The 20272-nt window shown below is 44.2% G+C and carries 15 protein-coding genes and 2 pseudogenes; 9 read left to right on the forward strand and 8 right to left on the reverse strand.

Annotated elements, in window-relative coordinates:
- The first annotated feature begins 36 nt into the window (after nt 1–36).
- The 3 genes from GKR74_RS10965 to GKR74_RS10975 all read left to right on the forward strand — a co-directional run bounded on the left by GKR74_RS10965 (nt 37) and on the right by GKR74_RS10975 (nt 2828).
- The gene (locus tag GKR74_RS10965) at nt 37–1341 is read left to right on the forward strand and encodes an NAD(P)/FAD-dependent oxidoreductase (protein WP_154603587.1); all 1305 of its coding nucleotides are present in this window, start codon (nt 37–39) and stop codon (nt 1339–1341) included.
- Between the two features lie 510 nt (nt 1342–1851).
- On the forward strand, nt 1852–2454 hold the full coding sequence (gene umoD / locus GKR74_RS10970; RefSeq protein WP_154603588.1) for a UmoD family flagellar biogenesis regulator: 603 nt from the start codon (nt 1852–1854) through the stop codon (nt 2452–2454).
- Nucleotides 2455–2465: 11 nt separating this feature from the next.
- The gene (locus GKR74_RS10975; protein ID WP_154603589.1) at nt 2466–2828 is read left to right on the forward strand and encodes a tetratricopeptide repeat protein; all 363 of its coding nucleotides are present in this window, start codon (nt 2466–2468) and stop codon (nt 2826–2828) included.
- Between the two features lie 80 nt (nt 2829–2908).
- Here the strand turns inward: GKR74_RS10975 and mfd are convergent, their stop codons facing one another.
- Nucleotides 2909–6355 carry a transcription-repair coupling factor gene (mfd, locus tag GKR74_RS10980; RefSeq protein WP_154603590.1) on the reverse strand — a complete coding sequence of 1149 codons (3447 nt, stop codon included), beginning with the start codon at nt 6353–6355 and terminating at the stop codon, nt 2909–2911.
- Nucleotides 6356–6582: 227 nt separating this feature from the next.
- On the opposite strand from mfd, the gene lolC reads away from it, so the two are divergent.
- The 3 genes from lolC to lolE are packed head-to-tail and all read left to right on the forward strand — an operon-like array spanning nt 6583 to nt 9726.
- The gene (gene lolC / locus GKR74_RS10985; protein ID WP_154603591.1) at nt 6583–7785 is read left to right on the forward strand and encodes a lipoprotein-releasing ABC transporter permease subunit LolC; all 1203 of its coding nucleotides are present in this window, start codon (nt 6583–6585) and stop codon (nt 7783–7785) included.
- Complete coding sequence (gene lolD, locus GKR74_RS10990; RefSeq protein WP_036953112.1) at nt 7778–8479, forward strand: lipoprotein-releasing ABC transporter ATP-binding protein LolD; 702 nt, start codon at nt 7778–7780, stop codon at nt 8477–8479. Before lolC ends, lolD begins: the two co-directional genes overlap by 8 nt.
- A complete protein-coding gene (lolE, locus tag GKR74_RS10995) occupies nt 8479–9726 on the forward strand; it encodes a lipoprotein-releasing ABC transporter permease subunit LolE (protein ID WP_154603592.1) in 1248 nt (415 codons plus the stop codon). Before lolD ends, lolE begins: the two co-directional genes overlap by 1 nt.
- Nucleotides 9727–9780: 54 nt before the next feature.
- Here the strand turns inward: lolE and GKR74_RS11000 are convergent, their stop codons facing one another.
- The 3 genes and pseudogenes from GKR74_RS11000 to GKR74_RS11010 all read right to left on the reverse strand — a co-directional run.
- A complete protein-coding gene (locus GKR74_RS11000; RefSeq protein WP_154603593.1) occupies nt 9781–10332 on the reverse strand; it encodes a class IV adenylate cyclase in 552 nt (183 codons plus the stop codon).
- Between the two features lie 179 nt (nt 10333–10511).
- Nucleotides 10512–11693: an SGNH/GDSL hydrolase family protein gene (locus tag GKR74_RS11005; RefSeq protein ID WP_154603594.1), complete on the reverse strand. Its 1182-nt coding sequence runs from the start codon at nt 11691–11693 to the stop codon at nt 10512–10514.
- 37 nt (nt 11694–11730) lie between these two features.
- Nucleotides 11731–12333 (reverse strand): annotated as a pseudogene (locus GKR74_RS11010) (TetR/AcrR family transcriptional regulator); the annotation flags it as partial.
- Between the two features lie 209 nt (nt 12334–12542).
- Between GKR74_RS11010 and GKR74_RS11015 the strand changes: the two are divergent.
- Nucleotides 12543–13520 carry an alpha/beta fold hydrolase gene (locus tag GKR74_RS11015; RefSeq protein WP_154603596.1) on the forward strand — a complete coding sequence of 326 codons (978 nt, stop codon included), beginning with the start codon at nt 12543–12545 and terminating at the stop codon, nt 13518–13520.
- Nucleotides 13521–13591: 71 nt separating this feature from the next.
- On the opposite strand, the gene GKR74_RS11020 is transcribed toward GKR74_RS11015, so the two are convergent.
- A complete protein-coding gene (locus tag GKR74_RS11020) occupies nt 13592–14089 on the reverse strand; it encodes a TIGR00645 family protein (protein WP_154603597.1) in 498 nt (165 codons plus the stop codon).
- 289 nt (nt 14090–14378) lie between these two features.
- Between GKR74_RS11020 and cobB the strand changes: the two genes are divergently transcribed.
- Nucleotides 14379–15203, forward strand: a complete 825-nt coding sequence (cobB, locus tag GKR74_RS11025; RefSeq protein WP_154604390.1) for a Sir2 family NAD+-dependent deacetylase — start codon at nt 14379–14381, stop codon at nt 15201–15203.
- A gap of 28 nt (nt 15204–15231) precedes the next feature.
- Here cobB and GKR74_RS11030 read toward each other — a convergent pair.
- Nucleotides 15232–15954, reverse strand: a pseudogene (locus GKR74_RS11030) (SDR family oxidoreductase).
- Between the two features lie 230 nt (nt 15955–16184).
- Between GKR74_RS11030 and pepT the strand changes: the two are divergent.
- Complete coding sequence (pepT, locus tag GKR74_RS11035; protein ID WP_154603599.1) at nt 16185–17429, forward strand: peptidase T; 1245 nt, start codon at nt 16185–16187, stop codon at nt 17427–17429.
- A gap of 105 nt (nt 17430–17534) precedes the next feature.
- Here pepT and GKR74_RS11040 read toward each other — a convergent pair whose 3' ends face one another.
- Both GKR74_RS11040 and phoQ read right to left on the reverse strand, forming a co-directional pair.
- Complete coding sequence (locus tag GKR74_RS11040) at nt 17535–18659, reverse strand: ribosomal protein uL16 3-hydroxylase (protein ID WP_154603600.1); 1125 nt, start codon at nt 18657–18659, stop codon at nt 17535–17537.
- Nucleotides 18660–18814: 155 nt separating this feature from the next.
- On the reverse strand, nt 18815–20272 hold the full coding sequence (phoQ, locus tag GKR74_RS11045) for a two-component system sensor histidine kinase PhoQ (RefSeq protein WP_154603601.1): 1458 nt from the start codon (nt 20270–20272) through the stop codon (nt 18815–18817).

Consider the following 20272-nt stretch of genomic DNA (forward strand, 5'->3'; position numbering starts at 1 on the left):
CTTAAATAACATTAATATATTTTATATGAGGGGCGTATGACCTTAACTCAACCTAAAATCGTTGTTGTAGGCGGTGGTGCTGGTGGTTTAGAACTGGCAACACGTTTAGGACGTAAATTAGGGCGTAAAAAACGTGCGGATATCACGCTGATTGACCGTAATCCAAGTCATTTATGGAAACCATTACTTCATGAAGTCGCAACAGGCTCACTGGATGATGGTGTTGATGCTATCAGCTACTTAGCCCATGCTCGTCACAATGCATTTCACTTCCAATTAGGCTCCCTTACGAATATTGACCGAGAAAATAAAAAAGTGGTTCTCGGTGAATTGCGTGACAAAGACGGCGAGCTGTTAGTGCCATTGCGTGAAATTGATTACGATATTTTAGTCATGGCGTTGGGAAGTGCCTCGAATGATTTTGGTACCCCAGGTGTAAAAGAAAACTGCATTTTCCTTGATAGTCCTGCACAAGCTCACCGTTTTCACGATGAAATGCTGAATTTATTCTTGCGTTATTCAGTACGTGATAATGCGGAAGAAAAAGTGAATATCGCTATTGTCGGCGGTGGGGCAACGGGAGTGGAACTTTCTGCTGAACTGTATAATGCGGTGGAGCAGTTAACGAGCTATGGTTTTAAAGGGTTAGACACTGATGCGTTAAATGTGACGCTAGTGGAAGCGGGCGAGCGTATTTTACCTGCGCTACCTCCACGTATTTCAAGCGCTGCACACCAAGAATTGAATAAATTGGGCGTGAAAGTATTAACCAAAACCATGGTGACCAGCGCGGATGCCGATGGCTTAAATACCAAAGAAGATGGCAAAATTTATGCGGACTTAATGGTGTGGGCTGCAGGGATCAAAGCACCTGATTTTATGAAAGATATTGCAGGGTTAGAAACCAACCGTATCAATCAATTGGTGGTTAAGCCGACACTGCAAACCACGTTGGATGATAAAATTTTCGCGATTGGTGACTGTGCGTCTTGCGCAAAACCGGAAGGCGGCTTTGTTCCACCACGCGCGCAATCAGCTCATCAAATGGCAAGCCTTTGCTATGACAATATCGTGGCATTAATGAAAGATAAGCCACTGAAAAACTACATTTACAAAGATCATGGTTCATTAGTTTCGTTATCTCGCTTTAGTACTGTAGGTAGCTTGATGGGGAACTTAATGCGTGGAGATATGATGGTAGAAGGGCGTATAGCGCGTTTCGTCTACATTTCCCTATATCGCATGCACCAAATTGCATTACATGGCTATATAAAAACGGGCTTAATGATGCTGGTTGGCAGCATTAACCGTATTATTCGACCTAAACTGAAATTACATTAATCTGTAGTTATCGTTTTTTCGGTTCTGCAATCGCAAGGATACATACGGTTATTAGTGAATAATCGTGTGTATCCTCCAATCAGAATAAAGATGTATTTAGAATAATAGTACCCAGTTAAAGCGGTACATATATTTTAAATATTTATTCATTAAATAGACGCCATAAAGTCAGCTAATTACCCTAATGAGTTTGGGTTAAGTGTGATTTAATACAAAAAGGCGACATATTTTTAATTTAAATCACTCTTGATACTCATTAATTGGTAGGATTTATTTTTTTGTTATAAAACAAATAAATAGATGGCTTTTATATTTTATGTAATATATTGAAATGGATTTAGTTAATTATTTACGACTATTCGCGGTAAACTTATTACGCGTAAGTAAATAAGATGTATGTCTCATACTCAGACTAATCTAAAAAACCATATTTATTGTATGTAATTAATGTAGTTGATACTAGATAAGCTACAATAGCTAACACATTCACTATTTAAAAAAGGGCAAGCGATGAAGCTAAAAATTAAGTTGTTGTTAGCCGCATTCGTTGTTGTTTGCCTAATTGCTGTCGTTTATTTCTCTTTTGTGCGCAGTGACGAAGTGAAAATTGCCACTGTTTTATCTACCGAACCCATTAGAGCAACGCGTATGGTGGAACATGAAAACTGTTCGGTCACGGGTATTCTAGGCACATTCACGCAAGAGTCGTTATCTCGCTGGCACCCCGCACAACGCGAATGCAGAACCATTTTGATGATCCAATCCTTACAAGGAAGGTCGCTACCGCCATTTTCGAGCAATGAACCAAGAACGTGTGTGATCACCAAAAGTTTAGAGCAGATTATTGTGGGTTATGATGTAATTTACCGTATTGGCGATACGATTGGTAAGGTGAGAATGCCGTATGAGCCAACGGTGTTTATTCCTCTCAATGAAAATGGGCAGTTAGATTTAACCATGTCCAGTAAAGCAGCATGCGAAACCCTGCGCGAAGGGGCAAAAAGTATTTTGCCATTCTACTGTATGAAGCCAGATGACCTACCAAAAGCTTACCAGCCGTCTACCGTACTGGAAGTCAAAACGGGCAAAAATACCTTTGGAATGTTTGAGTAGAAAGAGAAACTATGCTTAAAAAATTACTGGAATTTTTAGGTTTCACGTCGCGCAATATTCCCTCATTTAATGAACTCATGTTGAAAGCCAAAAGTGGCGACCTCGATGCGCAGTACGAAATTGGTACTCTGTATGATGTGGGGGAAGGGGTTGAAGAGAATGAGGAAAAAGCCATTGAGTGGTATCTGAAAGCCGCTAGCCAAGGGCATTCTCAAGCGCAATATATGATGGGAATGATGTATGAAACCAGTGAGCATTTATCCGGTGATTCTCACCTATCCTTAGAATGGTTCCAAAAATCTGCGGCGCAGGGCAATAGCAATGCACTGGGGCACTTAGAAACAATAGGTCATTCTATAGATAATAAAAAGTAGTCATTTATTGGTTAAAACCACATAAAAGAAAGCCATCGAAACATCATGAATCGATGGCTTTTTTGTTGTCAATTTCTGGTTTATGGCGCTAGCTGATGCTCATCAAAATCAGCGACTAGCTGCTTGATAAAGTCTAAACGCGTCGCTCTGTCGGCTAAATCGTGGAAGAATTTCAAACGGACAGGGCCTTCCATGCGGAACGTTTTTGGCTGATTTTGCAGTAAGCTGATTAAGAACATCGGGTCGACTTTGTTGCGTTCATTGAACTCAATAAACCCGCCTTTTTCATGAGCTTCAATACGTTTCATGCCCAGTTTTTGTGCTTGTAAACGAATGCCTGCTGTAGATAGCAAGAATTTACCTGCATCAGGTAAAGTCCCAAAGCGGTCAATCAGCTCGATACGCAGCTCATCCAGTTCGGTCTGGTCTTTAGCACTGGCAATACGTTTATAGAAAGACAGGCGAATATTCACATCGTGGATATACTCATCAGGCAGCAGTACTGGCATGCGCAGTTCCACTTCAGTTTGCTGGCTGGTGAGATCTTCAAGGGATGGCTCGCGTCCTTCTTTCAGTGCATCGACCGCACTTTCGAGTAGCTCCATATATAAGGTGAAGCCGATGGTGGTCATCTGCCCACTTTGGTCTTCACCTAATAGTTCGCCAGCACCACGAATTTCAAGGTCATGGGTCGCCAGTGCAAAGCCAGCCCCTAAATCTTCAAGGGAAGAAATGGCTTCGAGGCGTTTTTGTGCATCGGTGGTCATGGCTTTTGGATGCGGCGTCAGAAGGTAAGCATAGGCTTGGTGATGGGAACGACCCACACGACCGCGTAGCTGATGCAATTGTGCTAAACCGAAGTGGTCAGCACGTTCAATAATGATGGTGTTCGCCGTTGGGATATCGATACCCGTTTCAATAATCGTAGTGCAGATCAGGACATTAAACCGTTGATGGTGGAAATCTGTCATGACTCGCTCAAGTTCGCGCTCACGCATCTGCCCATGACCGACAACAAATCGCGCTTCAGGTACTAAGGCTTCCAGGCGCGCTTTGGCTTTTTCGATATTTTCCACATCATTATAAAGATAATAAACCTGACCGCCGCGTAACGTTTCCCGCAGAATCGCTTCGCGCACGACTAAATCATCATATTGGCGAACAAAGGTTTTTACAGCTAAGCGGCGAGCGGGTGGGGTCGCTATAATCGATAAATCTCGCATGCCACTCATTGCCATATTCAGGGTGCGTGGAATTGGCGTCGCCGTTAAGGTCAGAATATCCACGTCAGCGCGCATCGCTTTAATGCGCTCTTTATGACGAACCCCGAAACGATGCTCTTCATCCACCACCAGCAAACCCAGATCTTTCCACTGAATATCGCTTTGTAGCAATTTATGGGTACCAATCAAAATATCCACTTTGCCTTCAGCGGCCTCAGCAATAATTTGCTGCTGCTCTTTGGCCGTTTTAAAACGCGATAGCATTTCGATACGTACTGGCCAATTCGCAAAGCGGTCGCGGAAATTATCATAATGTTGCTGGGCTAATAGCGTGGTAGGAACCAGTACAGCCACTTGCTTATTATTGTTGATCGCTAAAAATGCGGCGCGCATGGCGACTTCAGTTTTACCAAAGCCCACATCGCCACAGACTAAGCGATCCATTGCTAGTGGCTGGCACATATCACTCAATACTGCGTTAATCGCCATTTCTTGATCAGTGGTGGTTTCGAATGGGAAACCTTGGCAAAACTCCCGATACTGCTCTTTATCATGTTTGAAGGCGAAGCCTGCTTTCGCGGCTCGCTGAGCATAAATATCCAGAAGTTCAGCGGCCACATCCCGCACTTTTTCCGCCGCTTTTTGGCGAGCGCGTCCCCAACTGTCACTACCCAATTTATGCAGCGGCGCATTTTCATCGGCACCACCCGCATAACGGCTAATTAAATGTAATGAAGAGACAGGGACATACAGTTTATCTTCGCCTGCGTAGGTGAGGATCAAATACTCCGCGGGAATACCACCTGCTTCTAAGGTGATTAAGCCTTGATAGCGGCCGACACCATGTTCAATATGAACCACGGGTTGACCCGGGCGTAACTCTGCAAGGTTACGAATGAGCGTGTCAGTATTGATGGTGCGGCGTTGGTCACTGCGGCGGCGTACGACTCGCTCACCCAGTAAATCGCTTTCGCAAATTAATGCGCGGTGGCTTTCTGGTTGAATAAAACCATGTTCAGCCGCCCCAATCGTAATGGCAAAGCGGTCTTGGGTTTGACTAAAATAGTTGCTGATAATTTCAGGACGAATTTTCAGGCGTGCGAGTAATTCACTCACCGTTTCACGGCGTCCTTCACTCTCCACGGAGAACACAATCGTGCCATCAAACTGTTCGGTGAACTGACGCAGTTTTTCCAGTGGATTTTTACTTTGCCCTTGAGTGCTAATATCCGGAAGTGGCTGATAGTCTAAATTGGTATTGGCGGCTTTCTTCGGTAACTTTTCCGTAGACAGCTGCACCCGAGGCCAATTTTTTAAGTTCTGATTCAGTTGTTCGACGGTTAACCATAACTCGGCAGGGGGAAGTAATGGGCGCATTGGGTCAACGCCACGGCTTTCATAACGCTGTTGAGCGTCTTGTTGGAATCGTTCTGCAGGTTCTTGCAGATTTTGCGAAACAAATAGGGTGTTAGCGGGTAAATATTCAAATAAAGAAGGCAATGGCTCAGCGAAAAACAGTGGCTGCCAATACTCAATCCCACTTGGTAGGGTATTTTTACTCACTTGCTGATAGATATGTTCGGGATCACGGCGAACTTCAAAGCGTTCGCGCCACTGGCTTCGAAAACGCTCGATAGCGTCTTTATCGGTCGGAAATTCGTGAGCAGGCAATAAGTTGATTGCACTAACTTCTTCTAAGGTGCGTTGGGTATCAACGTCAAAGGTACGTAAGCTGTCAATTTCATCATCAAAAAAGTCGATACGAAATGGCAGGTCGCTACCCATTGGGAATAAGTCAAGTAATGCCCCGCGAATGGCATATTCACCGTGTTCAAGTACTTGCTCAACATGGCGGTATCCAGCTTTATCCAGCTCGTCTCGTAGACTATCGCGCGAGAGTTTATCGCCTTTAGCCATCACCAAGGCATGTCCCGTTAGAAAATCAGCAGGGCACACTTTCTGCATTAAGGTATTAACGGGGAGGATCAGCGCCCCTTTTTGCAGGGTTGGCAATCGGTATAGAGTGGATAAACGGTGAGAAATGATTTCTTGATGCGGCGAAAAATTATCGTAGGGTAACGTTTCCCAATCCGACAGTGTCTCTATAGGATGTTGGGTAAACTGTTGAAGTTCATCACGAACGCGTAATGCGTTTTGCATATCACGTGTGACAATCACGACAGGACCTTGATGGCGTTCAATCATTTCTGCGCATTCTAAGGGGCCTGCAGCACCAATTAAGCAGCCTAAATGGCGGACATCTCCAGCACGACTGGGCAGTTCATAACGATAATTTGACGACATAGAAATATTCAGCTTCTCATAGCTAACTAGTTAATTAATTATTAGTTAGGCAATTAAAAATTAATTAAACGACCCACAGAACTCATTGAGTAGTCTGAAAGTGATCTAAACAAATAGTATTTATAATAAAAAAAACCACAAAAGCGCGGTTGGGTGGTTCCATTCATCAATCGTACCCTTTATTATCCCTGAACACTTCGCTTTGGCAACAGGGACATTACGTTTTCATGCATCAATCTGTCTCACTCTTTATAGGTCTGCGCTATATGCGTGGGCGCGCGGTCGATAAATTTGGACGTTTTGTGTCCAGCTTGTCGGCGATAGGCATAACCCTTGGTGTTGCGGCATTGATTACCGTGACGTCTGTGATGAATGGTTTTGAACGTTCGTTACAAGATAGCATACTTGCTTATATGCCACAGGCCATATTGACCTCAAATACCGGAAATATCGATCCCAATCAACATCCCATCACGGACTTAAAAAACCTCAAAGGCGTTAAGAAAATCGAGCCGATTGTTCAGTCGGAAGTGGTTTTACAAAGCCGAACTAACGTGGGGGTGGGGATGATGGGGGGAATTCGTTCCGATGAATCTTCCTTGTTACTCGATAAGCTGATAAGCGGGGATCGCCGTGATTTAGTCGATGGCGAATACAACGTTTTTCTCGGTAATCGACTGGCGGAAACCCTCGGCGTAAAACGCGGTGACCAAGTGCGCTTGATTATCCCCGGGGTGAGCCAATTAACCCCAATGGGGCGTATACCTAGCCAGCGTTTATTTACGGTTGCGGGTATTTTTCAAACCAATGGCGAAGCGGATACGAGCGAATTGATTGTTGCTCAGCCTGATGCAGCGCGAATGCTACGTTATCCAACAGGAAATATTACTGGCTGGCGTTTATATCTGGACGAACCTCTGCAAGTGGATGTGGCGAGTAAACAGACACTGCCAGAAGGGTTAGTTTGGACAGATTGGCGTGAGCGTAAAGGCGAATTTTTCCAAGCAGTGAGAATGGAAAAAAACATGATGGGCTTGCTACTGAGCCTGATTATCGCGGTAGCGGCCTTTAACATCATTACCTCGTTATCCTTATTAGTCATGGAAAAACAAGGCGAAGTGGCGATTTTGAAAACCTTGGGGCTCAAGCGTAGCAAAATCCTGACTATCTTTATGATCCAAGGTGCGGGCGCGGGCATTATCGGGACATTGATTGGTACCGTATTGGGCACGCTGCTGTCGAGCCAACTGAACGTAATTATGCCGCTAATTGGCTTATTACCACGGGGAGTGGCACTCCCGATTGTACTCGATTATCCGGGTATTTTAATTATTGCGCTGTGCGCGATGCTGATTTCTTTGCTGGCGACGCTTTATCCTTCTTGGCGTGCGGCAGCGGTACAACCTGCTGAGGCTTTACGATATGAATAACCAACCACTTCTGGTCTGTGAACATTTAAGCAAGATTTATCAAGAAGGCGCACTCTCCACAGAAGTGTTAAAGAATGTCAGCTTCACGATGAATGAAGGCGAAACCATGGCTATCGTGGGTAGCTCCGGTTCCGGTAAAAGTACCTTATTGCATTTACTTGGCGGGTTAGATACGCCATCTCAAGGTAATGTGATTTTCCGTGGGCAGCAGATTAACCAGCTTTCTTCTGATGCGCGTGCGGCTATTCGGAATAAAGACCTAGGCTTTATTTATCAATTCCACCATTTATTGCCTGATTTTACGGCATTAGAAAATGTGGCTATGCCACTGTTAATTGGCGGTGTGGCGAAAGCAACGGCGTTTGCGAAAGCCACCGAAATGTTAAAAGCGGTAGGGTTAGAGCACCGAGCCAATCACCGTCCATCTGAATTATCCGGTGGTGAGCGTCAACGTGTTGCGATTGCCCGTGCATTGGTGAATGACCCAGCGTTAGTGCTGGCGGATGAGCCAACAGGTAACCTCGATTTGCGTAATGCGGATGCGATTTTTGAATTATTGGGTGAGTTAAACCGTAAGCAAAAAACCGCATTTTTAGTGGTCACCCATGATATGAAACTGGCGAGCCGTTTATCCCGCCGTTTAGAAATGCGTGATGGTCATCTGCAACAGGAAATTACGTTGGGGGCAATGTAATGATTAAAATGCCTCTGACGCTATTAGCGGCATTGCGATTTAGCCGAGGACGCCGTAGGACAGGCATGGTGTCTTTGGTATCGATTGTCTCGACCCTCGGGATTGTTTTAGGTGTTGCGGTATTAATTATCGGCTTAAGCGCCATGAATGGCTTTGAGCGAGAACTGAATAACCGCGTGCTTTCGGTGGTGCCTCACGGGCAAATCTACGCCGTTGAAGCCCCTTATCAAGATTGGGAATTCGCCCAAAATGTGATCCGCAAAACGCCGGGTGTTCAAGGGGTCAGCCCCTATGTGAATTTCACGGGGCTACTTGAGCGCGGCGCGAACCTGAAAGCCATCCAGATTATGGGCGTGTCTCACGAGACGGAGTCCCAAGTCAGTGCATTGCCAGAGTTTATCTTAAATGATGCGTGGCAACATTTTGAAGCGGGTAAACAGTCGATCATTTTAGGTCAAGGGGTAGCGAATTCACTGAATGTGAAAGTCGGGGATTGGGTGACTATTATGATCCCGAATACCGATGACAGCATGAAAATTCAGCAGCCTAAGCGTATTCGTGTCCAAGTAACGGGGATTTTCCGCTTAAGTGGGTTACTCGACCATCAGCTCGCCTTAGTTCCGCTGGCGGATGCACAGGAATATCTCGGTTATGGAAACGGCATTAGCGGTTTTGAAATTAAAGCGAAAGATCCTTTCGAAGCCGATAAAGTGGTGTATGACGCTGGGCTGAAAACCATGCATCATGTGGTGGTGAAAAGCTGGATAGGTGATTACGGCTATATGTACAACGACATTCAGGTGGTTCGCAGTGTCATGTACTTGGCGATGATTTTAGTCATCGGGGTCGCTTGTTTTAATATCGTCTCCACGCTCGTGATGGCAGTCAAAGATAAAAGCAGCGATATTGCGGTTCTGAGGACATTAGGGGCAAAAGATAGGCAAATTCGCGCTATCTTTCTGTGGTATGGGTTAATCGGGGGGCTGGTTGGTTCACTTATCGGCGTGGTGCTGGGGGTATTAATCTCCCTGAATTTAACCACGATGATTAAGGGACTTGAAGTGATTATCGGTCATCCTATCTTATCAGGGGATGTCTACTTTATTGACTTCCTGCCTTCCGAACTGCATGTGATGGATGTGATTTACGTGCTGTTCACCACGGTTGTTCTGAGCTTATTAGCCAGCTGGTATCCAGCAAGACGCGCAAGTAAGTTAGACCCAGCCCGTATTCTAAGCGGTCAGTAATCAACAAGGCGCGAGTGGCAACAGTCGCGCCTTATTTCATCATGTTATCTAAGGCTATTTCATCAAACTCTCTAGGTACATCTGTTTGTAGCTGCGGGTTTCAATTAATGCTTCAGTAAAACCATAATGTTGCGCTGTAGACAGTAACTTTGTATATAAGTTGTCTAGCTCACTCTCATCGTCCGTCATAATCGCAAATTCAGCAAACCAACCAATACTTTCTAAATAATCAATGGTGATATGAATATCACCCAGGAAATAGATGCTGCGCTGTTTCGCAATCGTTAGGTAACATTGATATCCCAAAGTGCTCAGCATATTTTTGACATGTTGGCAGTCTGCAATATCAATCGCTTTACACTCGGAGCTGCTTGGTCCTTTGACTATCCATAGTTTGATCCCAGACGGCGTCATCTCCCGCACGGACATACTGATATTTTGTGCGGCTAAGTGCCCATCTTGATAATCAAAAAAGTCATCAACTTCATGATTATTTACGGTAAATGCTTCAGCGTTATCATTGATAAGCTGCTTAAGAAAAGTGTCAGAATTGGGTAGTTTGAACTTAATTTCGGCTTCAAATTTCCCGACAAAATGGTCACTCATTCTGTTATCCAAGGCTGTTTTAAATGATAGATTAGGTAGGTGGATAGTAACATAGGGAATGATGGCGTGGCTAAAGATAATGTTAAGCCGTATCAAAGAATAGCGGAATAATTAGGTACGAAAAGCTATTCTCGTACCTATGGTTTTCAATGATAAGGTTTTCAATGCTAATGACTGTTTTAAACTCCAATAACAGTATCAAGGGAAATCGAATTCGCAACCAACAGATGTCCTGCGTGGTTAAGGTGGAGATGATCACCGGAATCATAGATTAATGCTAATTGCTGAGGATTTTGTGAGTCGCGCACAAGTTGCTCAGTGTCAATTAATGCGTCAAATTCACCGCTAGTGCGTATCCATTCATTCACTTCTTGGCGAATAGCTTCTTTTTCGGGGGTATAGAAGTTATCTAATCCATATTCGTCTGTACAACGTAACGGAACAAGAGTGACGCCGACGACGCGAATATTATGCTGATGCGCTATATCAAGTAACTGACGATAACCTTCAATTAACTGGCTAGCGGAAGGCGTCATATCCGCAGGCGCGAGGGCAGTTTGAGCAAGCCCTATATCATTGAGACCCACTTGTACAACGCAAGTGGTTACGCTAGCTTGCTCAATAACATCCCGAGTAAAGCGAGATAATGTACTGATGCCAATTCCATCTTTGAGTAAACGGGAGCCCGATTGCCCCGCATTGATCACCGCAGTGTGTTGAGAAACGGTACGCTCAGCAAGAAAATCCACCCAACGGTGATAAGTTCCCATTTCGACACCATTGCCATCCACCATGGAATCGCCAATGACAACAATCGCTTGGCTTGGCGCCTGATTCTGGATTTCAACAGCCTCTAATAATAAACGCGAACTAATTGGCAGGCTTTCTTTCGTCGTTTTGGAATGAACGCCGTTACCCGATGTTAATTGAGAATAATGTCGCGCATCCCAATGAAAGGTCTCTACAAGCGTAGGGGCCGGTAGATAGGTTCGTAGGGTGACTTCAGACAAATCGTCAATAGGATGGATGATTTCATCACTGTACACCACTTGTCCTGCGGGGATAGAAACACCAGATTGCCCATTAAACAGAACAGACGCACTCCATGATTTTCCAGATGGTGAGTTTACAACAATGGCATTTTCACCCAGCACTAAGGGTTGAGAGCCATAACGATTCGAAAACACAAGGCGTAATTGTTGTCCGCCTAATGTGATGCGCAGTGTTTGCTGTAGGGTTTGGTTATTCAATAAGGTTGGGATCTCCAATGGAAACGGAAATGCCTCACCGGTGGTGGGTTGAGATGTTGAAAGCCATGTGCAAACCCATGCATGACTGCGAGATGAACCGAATGAGGACATAGCGATTTTTTCCTAAAATTGAAGCGGATAATCAGTGGGTAGTTGATGCTGTTATAAAAGAATCAAACCCGGTCATAGCAACGTTAACCATCGCGAGCAACTGCGCTTTACTCACCCCGTCGCGAGCTTGAATCGAAATGCCGTGAAATAGTGTTGATATATAATCGCCAAGTGCTTGGGTATTCGTTTCCTTGGGTAAATCCCCTTGAGTTACGCCCTCATTTAAACGTTGTATGATGGCGATGGTACGGGCTTTCCGGTAACTCGCCAGCCAAGACATAATGTTTTCATTTTCACTGGCATAGTTGGTCAATGATAAAACAACCATGCACCCCTGTGGATGCGTTTGTTGGGTGTAAGTTTCGACAGCTTGGGTTAATAACTGCGTTATCGCTAGACGTGTATTTGGTTCTTGTAACGCGGTATCTGCAAAAGCGCCTTCTTGGCTTAGATACAGGGCGATAGCTTCGCGAAATAGGTTTTCTTTCGAGCCAAACGCCGCATAAATGCGAGCAGAAGCGATGCCCAGAGCAGAAACTAAATCTGACATCGACGTGCCTTCATAACCGCGCTGCCAAAAGACAAGCTTAGCTTTATTCAATGCTGCGTCTCGGTCGAACTCTCTCGGTCTTCCCGCCATAACTATGGTCCCCCTAAAACATGATAATGATGCGCTGAATGAGAATGCGTTCATACTATCACTTCTTTGTCGAATGACAAATAATTATTGTTTATCGATTGACAAAGAATTAAAAAAACCTTTAACCTATTTATTGTTGATCGACAAACAATTAATGCGACTCGTGAATGAGTGGCTTTTTTACTCACATAAAAGTGTATGGAACAAATATGAATTCGGTATTTAAAAAGGTGTTGCTCGTCTCCCTGATGACGCTCTCTTTGCAAGTAACAGCGACGTTAGCAGCAGGAAATCTAACTCAAACAGCCAAAAGTGCTGCGCTTCCAACCATTGAGGCGAATGAAGCTAGCTTTCAACATCACTATGTGAAAGTGAACGGGCAGCGCCTTCACTATGTTACCGCAGGGGAAGGGGAGCCGGTCTTATTGATCCCCGGCTGGCCACAAACGTGGTATACATGGCGCTATGTGATGACGGAGCTCGCAGCTAATGGTTATACCGCTATTGCTGTCGATCCACTGGGAACAGGGTATTCTGATAAGCCAGACAATGGCTATGATACGGGCGCTGCCGCAACTACATTACACGAAATGATGAAGCAACTAGGTCATACTCACTATTCAGTGATAGGGCATGATATTGGCATGTGGGTGGGGTATGCGCTGGCCAGTGATTATCCCGCAGACGTGAAAAAGATAGCCTTAACCGAAGCGGTTATTCCGGGGTTAGCGCCAGCACCGAGTATTTTTGTGGATCCTGAGGAGAATATTTTCCTCTGGCATTTTATGTTTAACCAAGTGCGAGATTTACCGGAAACGCTGACAGCAGGTAAAGAGCGTGAGTATCTTAACTTTATTTTTGATCATTGGGCATATCGTCGTGATCGCGTTGCCGCACAGACGTATATTGATGCGTATGCTTCACCGGGTGGGCTGAGGGCAGGTTTTGCCTATTATCGCGCTATTCCACAGACGATTGAGCAAAATAAACTGCGAGCGCAAAAAAAACTCACTATGCCGGTATTGGCGATAGGGGCGGATCAGGCAACCCGGGATGCGCCGCAATTGACATTACAAGGGCGAGCAACCCAATTACAAGGAGCGATGCTTGGCGAGTGTGGCCACTTTGTGACAGAAGAGTGTCCTGAGCAGTTAATGAGCTATATTTTACCGTTTTTGAAAAAATAATTTTGGAAACAAAAAGGGAAGCTACGGTAAGCTTCCCTTGTTTTATGCCGAATCGCGTGTATTGAGAGAGATTAATACTTGGCTTTCTTGGTCATTTTATCCAAATAACCCATTACAAACGCTGATAGCACGAAGGTTAAATGAAGGATCACATACCACATCAACTTATCGTTTTCGACGTTTTTGAGGTTCATGAAAATCTTCAATAAGTGGATGGATGAAATGGCGACAATGGAGGCTGCCACTTTATTTTTCAGTGACGTTGCATCCATGGTTCCAATCCAATTCAGCTTTTCATGATGATCAGACAAATTTAATTGGGAGACGAAGTTTTCGTAACCTGAGAACATTACCATCACCAGTAATCCACCCACCAACGCCATATCAATGAGCGACAGCAACGTGAGGATCAAATCAGATTCTGGAATGTTAAAAATATCGGGCAGAATATGAAATACTTCTTGGAAAAATTTGATGGTTAACGCCAGCAATGTCAGTGATAGCCCCAAATAAATGGGCGCTAGGATCCAACGTGAAGCGTACATCATTCTTTCAAAAAACTTTTCCATGGAAATCCTTCAAATAAGAGAAATCAAAATAGTGAGATGGCGGCTATTTTAGCCGTTAGGTGTGATGGGGATAAAGTTTTTTGTCATCTGAAAGTGAAAAAAATGTCTTTTTGATGATAAAAAAGTTATTAAATCGAGGTTATTGAGATATTTGTTTTACTTTGCAGGAGATGAAGGGTTTTAGTATGTTACTATCCAAATTATGTATAAATAACATAATTTACCATGTTTATACTTTCACTTTTTATACCGACAAATTCACTGCAAGGATGAAAGGAAATTTCCGATGTTGCGATTTCGCCGTAGATTGAAAAAAATAAGTAAAAATAAATGTAAACGCCGTCAGCGACTTCGCAATCGTTCTTACTACATTGATAATAGACTGCTCAGTATGCAAAACATTAACGTGGTTGTATTAACCGGTGCGGGTATTTCTGCAGAGTCAGGGATTCAAACCTTCCGTTCAGCAGATGGTTTATGGGAAGAGCATCGTGTGGAAGATGTGGCAACGCCTGAAGGCTTTGCCCGTGATCCGCAATTAGTTCAGCGCTTTTACAATGAACGGCGTCGACAGCTGCAACAAGAGAATATTCAACCTAATGCAGCGCACTACGCATTAGCAAAATTAGAACAAGTGCTCGGGGATAGATTTCTGCTAGTGACGCAAAACATTGATAATTTACATGAACGTGCAGGTAGCAAGCGCGTGGTGCATATGCACGGTGAATTATTAAAAGTGCGTTGTAATTGGTCAAACCAAGTCCTCGAATGGAAAGGTGATTTATCCGTAGAAGAGCGTTGCCATTGCTGCCAGTTCCCACAGCCATTACGCCCGCATATTGTGTGGTTTGGTGAAATGCCGTTTGAAATGGACAGGATCTACCAAGCACTTGGGGAAGCCACGCTGTTTATTTCCATCGGAACATCGGGGCATGTTTATCCTGCGGCAGGGTTTGTACATGAGGCGCGTTTACAAGGTGCTCATACGGTACAACTGAATTTAGAACCAAGCCAAGTGGAAAGCGAATTTGAAGAGCGCCATTATGGGTTGGCGAGTAAAGTGGTTAGTGAATATGTGGATGACTTGCTGGCAAAGTTAAACAGCGAAGAATAAAGATAAAAGGGAGCTTTAGCTCCCTTTTTTATGGTAGATATCAAACATTCTCATCTAACATAGCAGGCATGGTTATTTCTTTTACACAGGTGGCGCTGCTGGTGCTAAGAATAAAGCGCACCGCATTCACCACATCTTGCAGCGGAATTAACGCACCTTCACTTTTTTCAATCACCTCACTAACTGGCATAGATAACGGATATTCCGTGGCGAGATAACCTAAGTTCAAAATAGAAATACCAATATTATCTTGGCGCAAGGTTTCTCTCAGTGATTGTACAATCCCGCGTAAGGCATATTTGGTTGCGCTAAAGGTGACTTCTTTACCATTATGATTATCCAGCCCCCACGTAGAGCCAATTAAAATAATTTTACTATTGGTACCTAAACGCAAGTTGCTAAGCAGTGCTTTCAAATTCAACAGGCAGGCGCTGATATTGGTCTGGATCATGGTGAGTAATTCAATATCGCTGGTGGACTCGAAATCATATTCTTCAGTAAAGGCGAGCTTTTCCCAAATGCCGACATTATAAATGAGGGTATCAATGGGTTTTTCGCCTAGCTGCTTTTTGATGATTGAGGCTGATTGAGTGTCACTAAGATCAGCAGGTATCCAGTGAAATTGCGCATCACCGAAAGGTGGTTCAGTGCGAGAAACACCGTACACAGTATCAGTTTGGTCAGGCACTCCTTCAACTAATGCTTTACCTAACCCTTTACTGACACCGTAAATTAAAAATGTTTTTGCCATCGTATTCCCACCTTAGAAATCATTCTATAGCGCATTTAGTTATATAAGATAGTCATTATATAACATAGTACTTAACGCGTTGCGTTATCCAAAAGTGCAGCCCAAAATGAACAATAAATTAAATTAATTAGTTATCTTCCTCACTCTTTAGCTGCAAATCTGATTTGAAACAATAATTGTTTCTGTGATCTTTCCCATAATATCCCCATTGATATTTAGGGGGAGGAAGTATGGACAAACTCTTGGAGCGGTTTTTTGAATACACTGCGTTTGATACACAATCAAAACTGAATGCAAAAACAGTACCTAGTAGCACAGGCCAGCTAAAATTTGCCCGCGCGTTAGCCAAAGAATTAAATATCCTTGGCTTTGAAAAAGTGACGCTGTCGGAACACGGCTGTTTAACGGCTATCATGCCATCCAATGTTGATTGGGATGTGCCTGCGATAGGTTTCATTTCGCATTTGGATACCGCCCCAGATTATTCGGGCAAAAATGTGTGCCCGCAAGTGCTTGAGAATTATCGTGGTGGCGATATTGCTCTGGGTATTGGTGATGAAGTTTTATCCCCCGTTATGTTCCCTGTATTGCACGAAATGATTGGCAAAACGCTGATTATGACCGATGGCAAAACTTTATTAGGGGCGGATGATAAAGCGGGTATCGCAGAAATTATTACCGCGATTGTGCGTTTAGAAGGGCAAAATGTTCCACACGGAAAAATCTGTATTGCCTTTACGCCAGATGAAGAAATCGGTCGTGGTGCACAACATATCGATTTTAAAGAATTTGATGCTCGCTGGGCGTATACCGTTGATGGTGGTGGCGTTGGTGAACTCGAATTCGAAAACTTTAACGCGGCCAACGTCTCCATCAAAATTGTGGGGAACAATACCCATCCCGGTAGTGCCAAAGGCGTGATGGTTAATGCGCTAGGTTTAGCAACGCGAATTCACTCCATGTTACCGCCGGATGAAACCCCTGAAAATACGGAAGGTTATGAAGGTTTTTATCACCTAACGTCCATTAAGGGGAACGTGGAAAAAGCGGAAATGAACTACATTATCCGTGATTTTGACTTAGCCAATTTTGAAGCGAGAAAGAAAAATATTATTCGCATCGCGGAAAAAGTAGGTGAAGGGCTGCACCCAAGCTGCTATATCGAACTGACATTGGATGATAGCTACTACAATATGCATAAAGAAGTGATGAAATATCCGCATGTTGTTGAATTAGCTAAACAAGCGATGCTGGACTGCGATATTGAACCTGTTATCAAGCCCATCCGTGGAGGAACGGATGGTGCGCAGTTATCATACCGAGGCTTACCATGCCCGAATATTTTCACTGGTGGCTATAACTTCCATAGTAAACATGAGTTTATTACTCAAGAAGGCATGGAGCAGGCGGTGAGCGTGATTATGCGAATTGCGGAATTAACGGCTATCCATGCAAAACGTAATACTGATAAATAGTTTTGATACGTTCTTAATATAAAAATTAGTGATAAAAATGCCCCGATGTGAGGTGATGACATTCGGGGCATTTTGCTGTTTTTTGGCGGTTAATTATAGGAATAATTAGTCGTCAAAATACCAATATCCACTATTAATCAATGCTGTCATTAAGGCGATAAAATTGACATCGTCTAACGCGTCACCAAGATTTGCATGGTTGACGGAGTCGAAACGGCACAGGCTATCTGCGGCTTCATAGCATTTAGTCTCTAAAGACTCACCATTAACAAAGAATTGGTCACCAACACGAAGAGCGCGCAACCCATTGAGTTTATATAGGGTTTCTTGCTGGTCTTTCAATAAATTATAAATCTCATCTTGTTCATAAGGCGGCTCTGGCGGTGCCAAATCCAGCTCGTGACGTGATTGAGAAATGAATTCACCTAACCATTTACGGAATAGCTCAGGATCATGAATCAGTGATTCCATCATTTCGCGCAACTTAATTTGTTCGCCTTGCAAAATTTCAGCCGGATTATCACGGAAAGAAAGATCAGGGTCGCTGTAACGGTAGCTACCTAACTCATTGGAGATTAAATGATCAGCAAAGCTGCTCATTAATTCACGGGCATTGGGTGCACGGAAACCGACAGAATAATTCAGTGATGGCTCAATGGCATAACCTTCGTGTGGGAATCCAGGCGGGATATACAGGATATCGCCGGGTTCCATCTCTTCATCGATAATGGCGTCAAAAGGCTGTACTTGCAGTAGGTCAGGATGTGGGCTGTGTTGTTTCATTGGGATTTTTTCCCCAACACGCCAGTGGCGACGACCTTCGCCTTGAATAATGAATACATCATATTGGTCGAGATGAGGGCCTACACCGCCACCCGGAACGGAGTAGGAGATCATTAAATCGTCCATACGCCAATCAGAAAGGACACGGAAAGGTTTCATCAGTTGGGCACTTGGGTGGTGCCAGTGGTCAACCGCTTGAACCAAGATTGACCAGTTTTCTTCACCTAAATGATCGTAGCTCTCGAATGGGCCGTGGGCAACTTGCCAGAGGCCGTTTTGATGACTGACTAAACGGCTATCAACCTCATCTTCCATCGCTAATCCCGCGAGTTCATCAGGCGAGATAGGATCAATAAAACGCGTAAAACCCTGTTTGATAAGCAGAGGTCGTTTCTGCCAATGACTGTCCAGAAAACTCTGCCAGTCAAGATTCAGTTTATAATCCATCTTATTGTTCCCTAGTTATGACAAAACTTCCTAAATAGTATACCGGAAATGGATTGTAAAACAGGGCTTAGAGGGCGTCAGTTCACAGATTAGCCATCTTCATTGACGGATGAACGAATTATCTTCGTTTATGCCTAGCTATCTCAATTCAAGGCCTAAGCATCTTCAATCACCGCTTGCTGCCTAAAGGTGACGGCGACGCGAGCACCACCAAGTGGACTATCCGAAATAGTGATTTCGCCATCATATTGGTCGATGATATCCACCGCAATTGATAGCCCTAAACCTTGTCCCGGTCGCAGGGTATCAGCGCGTTGCCCACGCATAAATATCATGCTGCGTTTACTTTCGGGAACGCCAGGACCATCGTCATCCACAAAAATGGTTAGGCTATCATGATCAACAAGCGCGGTGACTTCCACAAACTCAAGGCAATATTTACAAGCGTTTTCCATAACATTGCCCATCACTTCCATAAAATCATTAGGCTGGCCTAGCCATGTGATTTCAGGGGAGATATCGACGGTGATGGAGACACCTTTGTTGAGATACACTTTATGCAGTGCGCTAGAGAGGCTATCTAAGATAGACGGCACCGATGCAATTTCCCGTAGCATCAGGTTTTCATCCCCTTGGTTCGAGGCGCGATGCAAATAGTAGCCAACTTGCTGAGAAATACGTCCTATCTGTTCCAACATGATAGGCTCTGCTTGTTCGATGGTCATTTGCTTACCGGAACGTAGGAGCCGCAATGTGGACTGTAACACCGCCAAAGGCGTTTTTAGGCTGTGAGTTAAATCAGACAATGTAGTGCGGTATTTGCTATAGCGCTTGCGTTCGTTGCTCAGCAAAATATTCAAATTTCGCACTAGGCCTCGCAGCTCTGCTGGCGGGTTTTCATCCAACGTTTCTCGTTCGCCTTTTTCAAGGCTACTAATTTGCGAAATCAGTGACTTAATGGGGCGCACACTCCAATAGGCTGCGAGCCATAACAGTGGGATCACCAGTATAAAGTTAGCGAGTAACACGTAACCAAACCAGTCCCAGACAACGCCAGTGCTTTGTAAGTCTTGAGGTAATGTATCGACAACAACAATCGTCAGTGCTGGCATGGTTTCAGTTTCTAAATACTGGTTAACTGAAACGGAGTGCGTTAATGGCTCATCGATATTATCAATATCATTGAGTCGATGGCTGTAGTCTGGGTTATTATTCATTAATTGACGCGTTTCATCGAAATCAGTATCAATTTCGTATAACCCATTCTTTTTTAACCAGTCGAGTTGAATAAGACGCTCGACGCTGGGGACTTCACGTTGGCGCCAGACGGTTTGCCCATTCTTATCATAAATAATGATCAACGAGGGGTTGTTCAACGTAAAGTTTGGGGGAACGCGAATATCAATTTTATTATCTTGCCACTGAGCAAGGCTGTAAATTAGGTTACTTTGGCTACGTAGTAAGGTGTAGGTGGTTCGGTCAAAACTGACTAAATAACCCACAACAGCCACAATCCCATAGGCGAGGGTTAGCGCAAGGATGACGGCTGACGTTGCACAAATAAAACGCGCCTGTAAAGAGAGGGGCTTGAACCTAAATTTACTCAGTTTCAT

Source organism: Providencia sp. wls1914 (assembly GCF_009706645.1).
GTDB classification, from domain to species: Bacteria; Pseudomonadota; Gammaproteobacteria; order Enterobacterales; family Enterobacteriaceae; genus Providencia; species Providencia zhijiangensis.

Excerpts from the sequence above, each read along its gene's own strand:
- umoD (WP_154603588.1), top strand. The coding sequence starts at position 1,852 with ATGAAGCTAAAAATTAAGTTGTTGTTAGCCGCATTCGTTGTTGTTTGC.
- GKR74_RS11005 (WP_154603594.1), bottom strand. The coding sequence starts at position 11,693 with ATGTCCTCATTCGGTTCATCTCGCAGTCATGCATGGGTTTGCACATGG.
- lolE (WP_154603592.1), top strand. The coding sequence starts at position 8,479 with ATGATTAAAATGCCTCTGACGCTATTAGCGGCATTGCGATTTAGCCGA.
- phoQ (WP_154603601.1), bottom strand. The coding sequence starts at position 20,272 with ATGAAACTGAGTAAATTTAGGTTCAAGCCCCTCTCTTTACAGGCGCGT.
- mfd (WP_154603590.1), bottom strand. The coding sequence starts at position 6,355 with ATGTCGTCAAATTATCGTTATGAACTGCCCAGTCGTGCTGGAGATGTC.
- lolD (WP_036953112.1), top strand. The coding sequence starts at position 7,778 with ATGAATAACCAACCACTTCTGGTCTGTGAACATTTAAGCAAGATTTAT.
- GKR74_RS11040 (WP_154603600.1), bottom strand. The coding sequence starts at position 18,659 with ATGGATTATAAACTGAATCTTGACTGGCAGAGTTTTCTGGACAGTCAT.
- GKR74_RS11000 (WP_154603593.1), bottom strand. The coding sequence starts at position 10,332 with ATGAGTGACCATTTTGTCGGGAAATTTGAAGCCGAAATTAAGTTCAAA.
- GKR74_RS11015 (WP_154603596.1), top strand. The coding sequence starts at position 12,543 with ATGAATTCGGTATTTAAAAAGGTGTTGCTCGTCTCCCTGATGACGCTC.
- lolC (WP_154603591.1), top strand. The coding sequence starts at position 6,583 with ATGCATCAATCTGTCTCACTCTTTATAGGTCTGCGCTATATGCGTGGG.
- GKR74_RS10965 (WP_154603587.1), top strand. The coding sequence starts at position 37 with ATGACCTTAACTCAACCTAAAATCGTTGTTGTAGGCGGTGGTGCTGGT.
- GKR74_RS10975 (WP_154603589.1), top strand. The coding sequence starts at position 2,466 with ATGCTTAAAAAATTACTGGAATTTTTAGGTTTCACGTCGCGCAATATT.
- pepT (WP_154603599.1), top strand. The coding sequence starts at position 16,185 with ATGGACAAACTCTTGGAGCGGTTTTTTGAATACACTGCGTTTGATACA.
- GKR74_RS11020 (WP_154603597.1), bottom strand. The coding sequence starts at position 14,089 with ATGGAAAAGTTTTTTGAAAGAATGATGTACGCTTCACGTTGGATCCTA.